The organism is Pantoea sp. AN62 (genome assembly GCF_050432985.1).
GTDB lineage: Bacteria > Pseudomonadota > Gammaproteobacteria > Enterobacterales > Enterobacteriaceae > Pantoea > Pantoea brenneri.
This window is the reverse complement of the sequence record NZ_JBNPYB010000024.1, coordinates 26,141-39,156: the sequence shown is the minus strand read 5'-3', so window position 1 is coordinate 39,156 and position 13,016 is coordinate 26,141. Positions and strand designations below refer to the sequence as shown.

Annotated in this window: 11 protein-coding genes and 1 pseudogene; 5 read left to right on the top strand and 7 right to left on the bottom strand. The window is 49.5% G+C overall.

Annotation, left to right across the window (positions count from 1 at the left end; all coding sequences use genetic code 11):
• Positions 1-10: 10 nt before the first annotated feature.
• The 3 genes from frmA to FHW04_RS21990 all read right to left on the bottom strand — a co-directional run bounded on the left by frmA (position 11) and on the right by FHW04_RS21990 (position 2,241).
• Complete coding sequence (gene frmA, locus FHW04_RS22000) at positions 11-1,120, bottom strand: S-(hydroxymethyl)glutathione dehydrogenase (RefSeq protein WP_017384070.1); 1,110 nt, start codon at positions 1,118-1,120, stop codon at positions 11-13.
• A gap of 34 nt (positions 1,121-1,154) precedes the next feature.
• On the bottom strand, positions 1,155-1,430 hold the full coding sequence (gene frmR / locus FHW04_RS21995; protein ID WP_017384071.1) for a formaldehyde-responsive transcriptional repressor FrmR: 276 nt from the start codon (positions 1,428-1,430) through the stop codon (positions 1,155-1,157).
• 113 nt (positions 1,431-1,543) lie between these two features.
• Positions 1,544-2,241, bottom strand: a protein-coding gene (locus FHW04_RS21990) for an IS1 family transposase (RefSeq protein ID WP_223195083.1) whose coding sequence is annotated in 2 segments (ribosomal slippage) — positions 1,544-1,992 and positions 1,992-2,241 — 699 coding nt in all. Because the reading frame shifts where the segments join, the coding sequence is not laid out codon by codon here.
• 400 nt (positions 2,242-2,641) lie between these two features.
• Between FHW04_RS21990 and FHW04_RS21985 the strand changes: the two genes are divergently transcribed.
• Entirely contained in the window at positions 2,642-3,625 is a 984-nt protein-coding gene (locus FHW04_RS21985; protein WP_023280857.1) for an MDR family oxidoreductase, read from the top strand.
• Positions 3,626-3,687: 62 nt separating this feature from the next.
• Here the strand turns inward: FHW04_RS21985 and FHW04_RS21980 are convergent, their stop codons facing one another.
• Positions 3,688-4,344, bottom strand: coding sequence for a TetR/AcrR family transcriptional regulator (locus FHW04_RS21980; RefSeq protein WP_023280966.1), 657 nt, complete (start codon positions 4,342-4,344; stop codon positions 3,688-3,690).
• A gap of 423 nt (positions 4,345-4,767) precedes the next feature.
• Complete coding sequence (locus FHW04_RS21975) at positions 4,768-5,064, bottom strand: helix-turn-helix transcriptional regulator (RefSeq protein WP_017384073.1); 297 nt, start codon at positions 5,062-5,064, stop codon at positions 4,768-4,770.
• An 858-nt stretch (positions 5,065-5,922) separates the two neighbouring features.
• Between FHW04_RS21975 and FHW04_RS21970 the strand changes: the two genes are divergently transcribed.
• Both FHW04_RS21970 and FHW04_RS21965 read left to right on the top strand, forming a co-directional pair.
• Entirely contained in the window at positions 5,923-9,198 is a 3,276-nt protein-coding gene (locus FHW04_RS21970) for a P-loop NTPase fold protein (protein ID WP_023314849.1), read from the top strand.
• A 204-nt stretch (positions 9,199-9,402) separates the two neighbouring features.
• The gene (locus FHW04_RS21965; protein ID WP_000140246.1) at positions 9,403-9,732 is read left to right on the top strand and encodes a hypothetical protein; all 330 of its coding nucleotides are present in this window, start codon (positions 9,403-9,405) and stop codon (positions 9,730-9,732) included.
• Between the two features lie 124 nt (positions 9,733-9,856).
• Here FHW04_RS21965 and alsS read toward each other — a convergent pair.
• Both alsS and budA read right to left on the bottom strand, forming a co-directional pair.
• A pseudogene (alsS, locus tag FHW04_RS21960) lies at positions 9,857-10,846 on the bottom strand (acetolactate synthase AlsS); the annotation flags it as partial.
• A 14-nt stretch (positions 10,847-10,860) separates the two neighbouring features.
• Positions 10,861-11,643 carry an acetolactate decarboxylase gene (gene budA / locus FHW04_RS21955; protein ID WP_031378215.1) on the bottom strand — a complete coding sequence of 261 codons (783 nt, stop codon included), beginning with the start codon at positions 11,641-11,643 and terminating at the stop codon, positions 10,861-10,863.
• 104 nt (positions 11,644-11,747) lie between these two features.
• Between budA and FHW04_RS21950 the strand changes: the two genes are divergently transcribed.
• Together FHW04_RS21950 and FHW04_RS21945 are read left to right on the top strand one after the other, a co-directional pair.
• The gene (locus FHW04_RS21950) at positions 11,748-12,638 is read left to right on the top strand and encodes a LysR family transcriptional regulator (protein WP_069729935.1); all 891 of its coding nucleotides are present in this window, start codon (positions 11,748-11,750) and stop codon (positions 12,636-12,638) included.
• An 87-nt stretch (positions 12,639-12,725) separates the two neighbouring features.
• Positions 12,726-12,971: a hypothetical protein gene (locus FHW04_RS21945; RefSeq protein ID WP_031378213.1), complete on the top strand. Its 246-nt coding sequence runs from the start codon at positions 12,726-12,728 to the stop codon at positions 12,969-12,971.
• The last annotated feature ends 45 nt before the right edge of the window (positions 12,972-13,016 follow it).

Genomic DNA, 13,016 nt, shown 5'->3' with positions numbered 1-13,016 from the left:
TCTGATGGGATCAGTAATGAATCACTGTCCGGATAGATTTGCCTTCATGCATAAGCTCGAAGGCGTCATTGATTTCATCCAGTGTCATCGTATGGGTTACAAATGGCTCAAGGTCAATATCCCCCTTCATGGCATCCTCGACCATACCGGGGAGCTGAGTGCGGCCTTTTACTCCGCCAAACGCGGAACCTTTCCATACGCGCCCGGTGACCAGCTGGAAAGGACGGGTGGAAATCTCCTGTCCGGCCCCTGCGACACCAATGACAACGGACTGCCCCCACCCACGGTGAGCACTTTCCAGCGCTGCACGCATGACGTTAACGTTACCGATACATTCAAAGGTATGGTCAATACCCCACTTGTTGATATCCAGCAGAACATCTTTAATCGGTTTGTCATAATCATTCGGGTTAATGCAGTCAGTGGCCCCGAACTGACGGGCCAGGTCAAATTTTGTCGGATTAGTATCGATAGCGATAATACGTCCCGCTTTTGCCTGACGGGCCCCCTGTACCGCAGCCAGACCAATTGCCCCCAGACCAAAAATGGCAACTGAATCGCCCGGCTGCACTTTAGCCGTGTTATGGACGGCGCCAATACCGGTAGTCACGCCACAACCCAACAGGCAGACGTGTTCATGGTTCGCCTCCGGGTTAATTTTTGCCAGAGAAACCTCGGCCACAACGGTGTATTCACTGAATGTGGAACATCCCATGTAGTGGTAAAGAGGCTGACCGTTGTATGAAAAGCGAGTGGTCCCGTCAGGCATCAGTCCTTTGCCCTGAGTCTCGCGAACCGATACACAGAGGTTCGTTTTACCGGACTGGCAGAATTCACACTCCCCGCATTCAGCGGTGTAGAGCGGAATAACATGGTCACCCGGCTTCACACTGGTGACGCCTTCACCAACTTCAACGACGATACCGGCTCCCTCGTGGCCGAGAACCACCGGGAAAACGCCCTCAGGGTCATTCCCTGAGAGGGTAAAGGCATCGGTATGGCAGACACCTGTGTGGGTGTTTTTAATCAGCACCTCGCCTTTTTTAGGCGGAGCAACATCAATTTCAACAATCTCCAGGGGCTTCCCTGGTGCAAATGCAACAGCGGCACGTGATTTCATACGTAATATATCCTCAATGTAATAATGGCCTCACCTATTTAAGATAGGCACGAACCAGCTCAATCGTATCGTCAACTGATTTACTGACTTCATGACTGTAGCTGTCATTCTGGTCAAAGGTTTCCCGTATGTGGCTCTCCAGCACCTCTGCCATCAGTCCGTTAGCGGCGCCCCGGACGGCGGCGATTTGCTGGAGAACGGAACGGCATTCAGCGCCACTTTCAAGTGCTCTTTCCAGAGCATCAATCTGACCCCGGATACGGCGAACCCGGGTTAGGACCTTTTTTTTCTCTTCAGGAGTACTGGGCATTGCTTACCTCACTGCTCTGTATTTCTTATACTATAGGGGAGTATTACATTAAGATCAACACATACCCCACTATAGTATAATAAATATATCAGAGCACCGGTAATGACTCCAACTTACTGATAGTGTTTTATGTTCAGATAATGCCCGATGACTTTGTCATGCAGCTCCACCGATTTTGAGAACGACAGTGACTTCCTGCCCAGCCTTGCCAGATGCTGCCTCAGATTCAGGTTATGCCGCTCAATGCGCTGCGTATATCGCTTGCTGATAACGTGCAGTTCTCCCTTCAGGCGTGATTCATAAAGCGGCCAGCCATCCGTCATCCATACCACGACCTCAAAGGCCGACAGCAGGCCCAGAAGACGCTCCAGCGTGACCAACGTGCGTTCACCGAATACGTGCGCCACAACCGTCCTCCGTATCCTGTCATACGCGTAAAACAACCAGCGCTGGCGTGATTTAGCGCCGACGTAACCCCACTGTTCGTCCATTTCCGCGCAAACAATGACGTCACTGCCCGGTTGTATGCGTGAGTTTACCGACTGCGGCCTGAGTTTTTTAAGTGTCGTAAAATCGTGTTGAGGCCAACGCCCATAATGCGTGCACTGGCGCGACATCCGACGCCATTCATGGCCATATCAATAATTTTCTGGTGTGTACCGGGCTGAGAGACGGTGTAAGTGAACTGTAGCTGCCATGTTTTACGGCAGTGAGAGCAGAGATAGCGCTGATGTCCGGCAGTACTTTTACCGTTACGCACCACGCCTTCAGTAGCTGAACAGGAGGGACAGCTGATAGAAACAGAAGCCACTGGAGCACCTCAAAAACACCATCATACACTAAATCAGTAAGTTGGCACCATTACCCGAATTACCAGCGTCTGCTCTTGGCACGGAGCGGACCTATTTACTGAGCCGAAGGTCCGCTCAGACTAACTCATTAAAGCCTGGTTGTTTTATCGCATCATCAGCCGTGTTCTGAAGCATTAGCTATGTATCTTCAGGGATGCTGATTTTCCCTCTGCACCAGATAAACCAGAATACAGTTTGATGTCGGTCAAAAAAGACAGCTTTAAGTGCATGAAATGAATAATGTTTCTTGAATGCTGGCAAAGCACTGGGATAGTAGTGTTGATTATTAGACGATCGGTCAATATTATTTATTGACGACTTAATGACTGAACGGTAAACGCCCGGACAAACGAGGTGAACGTGTTTAAATCTTTATTAATCAACAAAACAGATGGACGCTATAGTGCGCAACTTGCTGAAATCGCTGAAAGTGAACTACCGCAGGGGGATGTGGAGGTCAATGTTGACTATTCATCCATCAACTACAAAGACGCACTGGCCATTACGGGCCGGGGCCCAATCGTCCGACGCTTTCCCATGGTGCCCGGCATTGATTTTACCGGTACAGTGTCCGCCAGTTCACATCCCGAATATCAGGCCGGAGATAAGGTTCTCCTGACCGGCTGGGGTGTTGGGGAAAAACACTGGGGCGGACTATCCGAAAAAGCACGGGTAAATGGAGACTGGCTGACGCCGCTCCCGGCTGGCGCTAACGGCAAACACGTAATGGCAATCGGAACAGCTGGGTTTACCGCGATGCTGTGCGTAGACGCACTTCTGAATCATGGTATTAAGCCTGAAGATGGTCCGGTACTTGTTACCGGTGCCAGCGGCGGCGTCGGGAGCATTGCGGCCATGATCCTTGCATCAATGGGGTACCGCGTTACGGCGTCTACTGGACGCCCGGAAGAGGCTGCCTGGCTCTATAAAACGGTCGGTGTGGACGAGATTATTAACCGTTCCGAGCTCTCCTGTCCCGGAAAACCGTTACAGAAAGAACGCTGGGCTGCCGCCATTGATACAGTCGGTAGCCATACGCTCTGCAATGTATGCGCCGGGGTGCGTTATGGCAGTATTGTTGCAGCCTGCGGCATGGCACAGGGGATGGAACTAATGGGGAATGTGGCTCCGTTTATCCTGCGTGGCGTCACGCTGAAAGGGATTGACAGTGTCATGTTCGCGAAGGAAAAAAGAGCGGCGATCTGGCAGCAGGCGGTACAGTATTTACCGGAGTCCAGACTGGATAGCCTGACCACCGTTTATCCGCTGAGTGATGCCATCAATGTGGCCGAAAAACTTCTGAGTGGCGGAATTCGTGGCCGGGCAGTAATTCAGTGTAGCTAATGAAGTGGAAGCCAGGCTCAGCCTGGGTTTGATAATTATTATCAGGGGCTGCGGCCCCTTTTTTACTTTTCAACAGCCGTGTCCTTAGAGGGCTGATAGCGTACTGACTTTTTGAAATAGCTCCAGAAGTCGTACACAGGCTGGGTTGAGCAATAAAGTTTGGCACGCATTACGGCACCCTCCCAACTGCTCCAGAAAATGGCCGCCAGTTGCGTATTATTCATATCGGAACGGATTTCGCCCGAAGATAACGCGTCGGACAGACAGCACGCCACAAGCGCCTGCCAGCGCTCAAGTATTTCGTGGAGCTGTTTGATAAAGGACAGTGGAAGACCCGGACTCTCCTGCATCATATTGCCAACCAGACAGCCCCGGGTGAAATTGTACTTTTTAATGCCGTCGCAGGCATCGTCGATGAAATTTTCCAGACGCATCATTGGTGTGAAGGATGATTCATACAGATGTTTTTGGAGTTTATGCACAAAGAAACTGTCATAGGCGCTCAGAACAGTCTGGGCATACTCTTCTTTGCTCTTGAAATAGTAATAAAATGAGCCTTTAGGAACACTGGCATTTTTGACAATGGCATCGACTCCCGTTGAAAGAAAACCATTCTGCGTGAGCAGTTCAAGCCCGCTTCGGATCAGGTCATTACGGGTATCTGTATAGGTACTCTCTGTTTTTCGTGGCCTGCCTCGCCCACGAATTTCGCCAGTCATGACTTTGCTCCTGCATTTTATTAACGGAAAAGAATAAGTGATTTTGCGCGGAGGCTTCAATCAGTTTATCCCCGGCGGTGACGAGGTGGCCACCTATGCCGACTGGACAGGGGACTGACTATTGCCATAACGCCATCGCAGGTTGCTTCAGTAAACCTGCTAATCCCGTACAATGGCGAATTCGCTATATCCGCTTCTCGCACTTAGCTGCCATAAATCGGCCAGGCAATCACAGGTCATTTCTGTCTCGCAAAGAAGGTGCCGTTTCTGCTTTGCGTTGACACCCCTAAATATTAGAATTAAAAGGAGAGAGTTACTGGAAAAAGGCAGCGGAGGCAGTGACAATCGTGGCTTGAAGCCACTACTCGATGGATGCGGACATGTAGTTGGCGTCATTCGACAAAACTAGCAAACTTCTAATAGTCACCATTTCTCCCGTCTGGCGGGAGTGCTGTCAAATGCCCCCCTCATCTCTGTGTGGGAAATGAAGGGTGAAGGGGAAATAGATGACAGCGTTATTTCTACGCCCAGAATACTGAATACCTTGTACAGACGATCAATACTGGCGCTAGCAGGGTTTGCTTCCAGGCGGGCATAGGTTTGCTGCGTTACGCCAAGCCTCTCAGACACATCTTTTTGCGTGAAGCCCTTGATTTTGCGAAACCCGATTAGCACAGGTCTGAGCTGGTTCAGCGTTTTTATCGGGAACTGATTATTCATAAGTGACCTGCCTCGCAGACTGAGTAGGGAGTACCGCCCTGTAATACAGCAGGTAAGGTGTATTTTGTGTTATACAGACTATAGGCTGTAAAACCTTTATTGAAAAGATGCTGATGTTCCAGGGGCATGCCGAGCATGGACGATTTTCTGCGGGGCGGTATTTCGCTACGGGGGAGATTGCGTTCGGGCAATGTACCGGTGTAAAAAACGTCAATTTTTCAAAACCGCTGTTATCGGGATAAGCTGAAAACTCCGAAGGCAGACACAGCCACGAATAATGTCAGACTTAAACTCTGTAGCTGTCTTCTTTTGCCTGTAAATAACGTCTAGTTTGACTCTGATGAAGGCTGTACCAGGCAGAGAACATGTCACTCTCGGGGCCGGATGATAAAATGTGTTCAACTGGCTGGGCAGGGTAATAGCGAAGAACGTTCTCTGAAATTCGATTCAGCTCAGCGTAACGTGCGCTGTAGGTATGTATAATCCATTGCATCAATTTTGCATCCGTATTATTCGCAGATTACACACAAGAAGCTTAACAATGGCTGAAAGAGTGAGCAGGGATATGTAACAAAAACAAGGGCTTCAAGATGAACTGGATAAAACCGGAGCAGAGCAAGCCCTGTTCCGGTTTGTCAGGCTTTGGAATTTCTTCCAGGCCCCTGCAGCTAGTCACAACAAACACATTAATGTTTTCATTGCTTCAATTCAATATTATTGTGTGAAAGGGATTCCATCGAAATCGGCTTATGCATGCTTAAAACTAAACTGCCCCGGCTGCAGTCATTTGGTTGCTGTGGGCTCTGTACTGTGTCTAATAGTGAAAGAATCTTACGTTATAACGAAGGAAATTGCTGAATGACTCTACGATTGCAGACGGAATCACCCGCTGACCAGGATATGTTTAGAGGCAGCAGTCATGAAAAAGTTGCAGAGAATGTGGCTCAGATCATCAGGACACCTGATGTCAATATTATTGGTCTGGAAGGTGAGCTGGGTTCAGGTAAGTCAACAATATTGAAGTTCCTGCAGAAAAAGCTTAAAGATGATTTTACGTTCATTAACTTTGATGCAGAACGTTACCATCATGGCTCAACTAAAAAAGCGCTTATCGATGTCATCCACCACGGGGTCAGCCTACAATGTCCGGGCTCCCGGGATGTGTTGGATAAGTATAAAAATCTGGCTCTGGGTAACATCGTTGAATACGACAAGAGGGTCAGCAGCAGGCTAAGCTGGTTGACCGTCGTTTTTATTTTACTGTCATTGCTTTCCGTGCAGATGCTTCGTTATGTGCTAACAGACCTTAATCAATATTTTACTAACAAGGAGTCATTATTAGGGTGGCTTTTTTATGTTGAGGTGGCCGCGTTTCTTTCTCCTGCCATTATGGTCGCAGGACTGGCATGCCTGCAGAACATGGAATGGTACAGAAAGAAAGGGTATTCGAGTATTGGTGATTTGTTCAAACGCAACAGTACTGACAGGATTGAAGAGACTTGGCTAGTTAATAAGGAGGTCGGAGCTATTGAGCTGGCTGAAGCTCTGCAGGGATTTACCTCCAAAGAGGTCATTTCCCATGGAGATCGCTTCATCCTTATCATTGATAATCTGGACCGAATCAGTGCAGACAAAGTGAAAGAGCTCTGGAGTGATATGGAGCTTATTGCCGGAGCCACTCATGAACACTTCAGGATAGTGGTGCCCTATTCGGCAAGACAGGTTTCAGCCTCACTTTCTGTGGCGGGTTTCAGCGGGCGTGAGTTTATTGCAAAGCGGATTCCTGTAAGTTTTCAGGTTCCTCCTCTTATTTCGGCAGGATGGCAGGAAGCGTTAAGGCAGTACTGGAAAGAAACAGTAAATGAGGATGCAGGGATAGCGTGCCGGGAAGCAACGGTGTTGCTTGAGCGCTGGAAACCCTCTGAGTATCCTCGTATCACACCGCGATTAATGAAGAAGTTTGTTAATGATATTCATATTCTGAACCTTACCGTTCCTGCAACAGAAGATCATCGCCATATTCTTATTGCTCTCTACTTACTGGTGGTCAGATACGGGGAGCGAGATATTAAAGTATTACTTCGCGATCCCAAAGCTAGTCAGACCGAACCCGGTATTGCTCCGGATGATTTTGACGAGATGCTCTCGCTAACTTATCAACAAATATCCCGAATTTTTAATAACGATACAGAAAGATGGAGCGAATTTCTGATGAGCATCCACTATCAGTCCACGGTGGAGCTTGCCAGGAGCGAGTTGCTTGATACGCCTCTTAAAGACGCGATTGGTGCTATAAATATCCCACGGCTTGAAGAACTGACGGCCTTGTGGGGTTTCGCTGAAGCATGGCAGCGAGTGGCACCACATATTCAGATGCGAGACTGGCTGGTTTCTTATAGCCGGATGGATGAGAAGTGTCAGGCTCTCGCCGAACCGCAACTCAAAGTCGCAGTGCAAATGCTGAATCAGAGTTATGCTGTTTCACTCAGAGAAAAGAATGATGAAGGTTTCGTATTGAGTCTGCAGAAACTGATGGCTGACGGGCGGATAAGCCTAGAGCCTTTCGTCGAAAGGCAAATATCGTTTATTGTGAGTAAACTTGATGAAATTCAGGATTCAGAAAAATTGGAGGCTGAATCCACGCAGACGTTGCTGCAGGAAGCTGATTCATACTCTGTTCTGGCCGGTGAATCACTACTGAATAAAATGGAGAATTTTGTAGATGGCGTATTTTATGTGGAATACCTTGTCAATAATGAAGAGACCTTGTCAAACCTGAAAATTGGCACACTAGATATCGGAAATCACGGTCGGGAGGAGATGTTACGCTATGGAGCTGAGCAACCTCAGATAGACCTTTTTAATCCGGGAATTATCCGGCATATCAATATTGCATCGAAGGCGGTACAGAACGTAATTGGAAAGAATGATGGTACAGGTGGGGCTCAGGTTAGCTCTGCAATAATGACGCTTAAAAATCGTCAGGTTGTTGAGGACGTTATCCATTTCAGAAAAATTGTTCTGAGCCCGGACTGGAATAATAATGTTTTAAATCAATATTATCTTAATAATACGGCGACGAGGAATCTCTTCCCTGCGGAATTTGCTGCACAGGCTGTTGCTCACATGGTGCTCCATGGTAACTATGCCGGTATCGAGTCGTACAGTGAACATATTGGTGAGGAACGGTTTGACCTGGCTTTGGCTGCATATCTTCGTTATCTACGTACTGCCGAGAGTATCTTTATAGCACTTAAGGATAAAAATGTTCTGCCGTACATCAAAAATGCTGTTGGCAGGATTGTTGATTTAGGTCTTCTGGTGAATATACCTGTCCTGAGCTTTGTTAAAGGTCAGTATGACGTCATCAAAGAAGCTACAAATGCAACCTCTCTTTTAATATTTGTGCGAGAGCGTCAAAAAGCACTGTCAGAGAAAATAATTGAGTCTGATGTGAATGCTATGGGTCCAGTATTTCTCCATGACGTATATCAGTCAGGTGAGCAGTTTGATATTTTGAAGAAAAAGCTGAACGCCCTGGCATGTGGAGTATTTAGTTCTTCTGAAAGGCTTATTGAGTGTTTTACGGTTCTTCCTGTGAACATGCGCTTTATCCTTGAACAAATGCAACTTCAGGGGCAGCATATCCGGATGGAAGGTAGTGTGGGTATCTTTGCATCATGGTTCCGTGATGCAGAGCCAGACGTTGTCACAAATGCCGAGAACATTCATTTCCTGTGGTCTTGCCTCGACGATACCCAGAGAGAGACTGTACTTGATGAGTTGCACGATGTCTTACTTGAAAGACATATTCGTATTGACAGCCGTATTGCGATTATTACCCGTTTTCATAATGAGTTGTCGTTTATTGAACCTGAGAAGGCCGTTGAACGCAGGGCTATTGCGGCGCTGTTTAGCGCTTCTGTTGATAATGTATTATTGTCTCAATGGCTTGACCGTCAGACGTTTTCATTTTCATCATGGTCTCCGGAGGACGCCCGTACGGCAACGAGTTGTATAATGAATAACTCGGAGATTTTTCCTCTCATCTGCAGGAATTCACAGTATATTAAAAACAGAATGTTACCAGAGAAAGCGGACGTTACAGAAGATAGTGATACGTTTCCGGACTGAGTTCGTTCTTTAAATCCTATACCTGAAGACCACAGCGGTGGTCTTTGGGAGTTTTTTTATTGCCTGATATACATTAAGCATGTTATATCTTGCTAAGAAATAATCATTCAGGGATTAATCATAACTACTGAAGTTATGTTGTGTTCTTTTCTTTTAAAAATAAATTATTCAGATTTATTTTCTATTGATTTAATGAGGTAGGGAATGACAGAAAGTGCTTTGCTTTTGCGAGAGGCATTTAATGAATCGGTTAACTATATGACATGGTCTTTTTATTCACTGATAACTGCTTACGTTTCGATGGCTTTTTATGATAGAGTTGAGGTTAAGACCCGAATAAATAATTATCTGAATAAGTTACTTTTCGTGATTGCTATGTCCGTTTTTATCCCAAATATGTACTTTGTTTCAATGGTGTTCAGTCAGAAGTTAGGCACCGCAGCTGGCGTTGCGTCATTCATTATTGGGCTACTTTTCATGATGTTAAACTCGGCGCCTGTAATTACTGGTATCGTACAGCAGCGCAAAGATTGAGTTTTATGAGTATAGTCAGTTGGGTTTTCATCTGTTTTATCAGACTTAGAAAAATGAAATCTTTCAATTCATTGATTTTAAACGCAAAAAAATTTCTAAATGATCAGAATTATAGGGTGCTCGCTTTGCGCAATGTGGCAGCGATATCCCCGACCAGCTCGGCGTCCGGCAGATAGCGGTTGTCGGTTTCGGCGGGCATCACGTCAATATGGATCAGGGTGGCGTTGCCGGTGTTCCACATTGCCGGTTCATATTCCACCGGGCTGTAACCGATGGTGATAATCAGATCGGCCTGTTGCAGCAGCCGGTCGCCCGCCTGGTTGTTGAACAATCCGACGCGTCCGGCAAAGCGGGAAAAATGTTCCTGTCGGACCGCGCCTGCCGCCTGATAGGTGCTGGTGACCGGAATATGGCTGCTGTTTAGCAGATGGTGAATCGCCTCGCTGTTTTCTGGCTGGCTCGCCATCAGGCCCAGCAGGATCACCGGGTTTTTCGCCGCGGCAATGGCCTGGCCGACGGTGTCGATCATCGCATCAGGCGCTGCGCCAAGCACCGGGCGGCCTTTGCTGCTGAGCGCCTTACCGGTGACCGGCTGATCAACGATATCCTGTGGCAGGCTGATGAACGCACCGCCGCCGCGGCCATGTTCGGCGTGGCGAAACGCATTCGACAGACATTCAGACAGCGCGGCCGGGTCGGTTACCTCAACCGCATATTTGGTGACCGGACGAAACATCGAAACGGTGTCCATGCTCTGGTGCACCTGCTTGGCGCTGTCAGAACGCTTCACGGCACCGCCAATCGCCACCACCGGATCGCCTTCGCTGGTGGCGGTTGCCATGCCGGTGATCAGGTTAGAACAGCCGGGACCGGAGGTGACCAGCGCGACGCCAGCGTTGCCGGTCAGCCGGCCCACCGCTGCCGCCATAAAGGCCGCATTGGCTTCATGGCGCACCGGGATGGTCTGAATCGAGGAATCCAGCAGCGAGTCGAAAACTTTATCGATTTTTGCGCCGGGAATACCGAACACGTGGCTCACGCCCTGTGCTTCAAGTTGCGCCACCACCAGGTCGGCACCGCAGGTCCAGAGTGTGTTATCGGTTGGGTTTTTCATCTTCATTCCTCTGTTTAGCTTTCAACTGCACGAATGGCGGCGTCAAGATTGGCGGGATTCAGGTTGGCATTAAGAAAATCGCTGTCCTGCGGCAAATCAACCACCAGCTTGCTGATGGCGCCAAAGGTCAGGGTGCCTTTTTCCAGCGCATAATCGAGAATGTGGCCGCCGCCTTCGCGATCGTCAGTAATGAAATGTTCGTGATAGCCCGCTACGTTGATGCCCTGCATATACTGCGGCGTGCGGAAGCCAATCAGCTCGCCGCCGCGCTGGCTGAAGGTAAAGGTCGGCTGATTGCCAAGCACTTCCGGCATCGAACGGTAAGGGCGGCACTGGCAGGGCACGGTGCGGGTCTCGACGCGGCTAAAGCGTCCGCTGATCCGCAATGCGCAGAACTGGTTATCAGAAGTGATTTCGCTGTCGATCACCCGGTGAATCTCTTCACGTGAGACCGGCCGTTCAAATTCGTACAGATGCTGCGGTTTGAAAAAAGTCATTACCGCAAACGGGGTTTTTTGTTCCGGATCGGCAGGGTGCGCCGTGCCGTCTGAATGCAGCTGATAAACCTGGCTGTCAAAGGCGATCAGTTCGCCATCCAGCCGGTTAAAGGTGCCCAGACCGAAATCCCCCTTGCGCAGCAGATCGGCAATCCGGGTGCTGCCATCGTAAACGCCGCTCAGCAGGGCGCTCATCAGTGAGGTCTGATAGATAACGCTTTCTGGTGCATCCTGTGCCAGTTTTCGCACGGTATGCTTTAGTTGATCCTCACAGGAACAATCAGTTACATAATTGCTCATTTGGTGCCTCATCAGTTAACCGTTAAGCCGTGTTAACCTAAGGTTGAACCGATTCAGTCGGTGGGTCCAATAGCAAAACCTGTTAACTTTGAGACGTTTTTGATATGGAACTTCGCCATCTGCGTTATTTCGTCGCCGTCGCCCAGACGCTTCACTTCACCCGGGCTGCTGAAATGCTCGGGATATCACAGCCGCCACTGAGTCAGCAGATCCTGCGGCTGGAGCAGGAGATCGGGACGCCGCTGCTGAAGCGGCTGACGCGCGGCGTTGAGCTTACCGAAGCGGGTGAGGCTTTCCTCGAAGAGGCACAGCAGATTGTCCAGCTGGCCGATCATGCGCTGGAAAATGCGCGAGGCATTGCCCGGGGGATCAGTGGACAGATGTCGCTGGGGTTTGCCAGTTCGGTGGCGTTTAATCCCCGCATATTTGCGCTGATCCGTCAGTTCACCGCGCGCTATCCGGCAATGGAGCTGCTGACGCGTGAAGAGAACATGGCGCTGCTGATGCAGGATTTACAGGAAGGCTTGCTGGATGCGGCGTTTATCCGCCTGCCGTGCGAGAGCAGCAAGGCGTTTAACCTGCGGGTGATTTCCACCGAGAAAATGCTGATCGCGCTGCCGCGCCAGCACCCACTCAGTCAGGCTCCGGCGGTGGCGCTGTCGGCACTGGCACAAGAAACGCTGGTGATCTTCCCGCGCGAGGTGGCACCCAGCCTGTATGAACTGATCGTCAGCGCCTGCCTGCGGGCCGGCTTTTCGCGCCAGGCTTTTCAGCAGGCACCGCAGATAACCTCTTCACTGGGAATGGTCGGTGCCGGATGCGGCATCGCGCTGGTGCCGGAGTCGATGCGCTGCGTTGATAATCCCCAAATCTGCTTCTGCGAAATCGAAAATAACACCTTATTCACCGACGTGGCATTCGCCTGGCGGCGCTACCATCCGTCAAAAGCGGTGCTGCATTTGCTGTCGATGCTGGCGGAAAAACCACCGGTCTGAGGCGAAGCGGCGTTGATAAGCGCAGGCTATTGAACTGAACACAATAACCGACTGGCTACGCGGGTCCGGGTTGCGAATAATCGAGCCATGACTACATACCGCGTAAGAGTCGGGTTTCACAACCCGTCAGCCCTGACATTCAGGCAACTGGATGAGATTCTGGAGCCGCAGCGATTCTGGAGAACAGCGTCCGCCAGCGGCAGGTTCCGCTATTTTATGGAGTATGAGTATCAATCTGACATCCGCGATCTCTGTTCAGTCTGCTCACTGGCCTACAGCCAGGCCTGTAAGGTCCGGAAGTGCCCGCTGATTCTGGTTGAAGTGATGAAGTAAGCCTGCTGGCCGATCCCGCCGCCGCGTGGCGGGATCGGCGTTCCT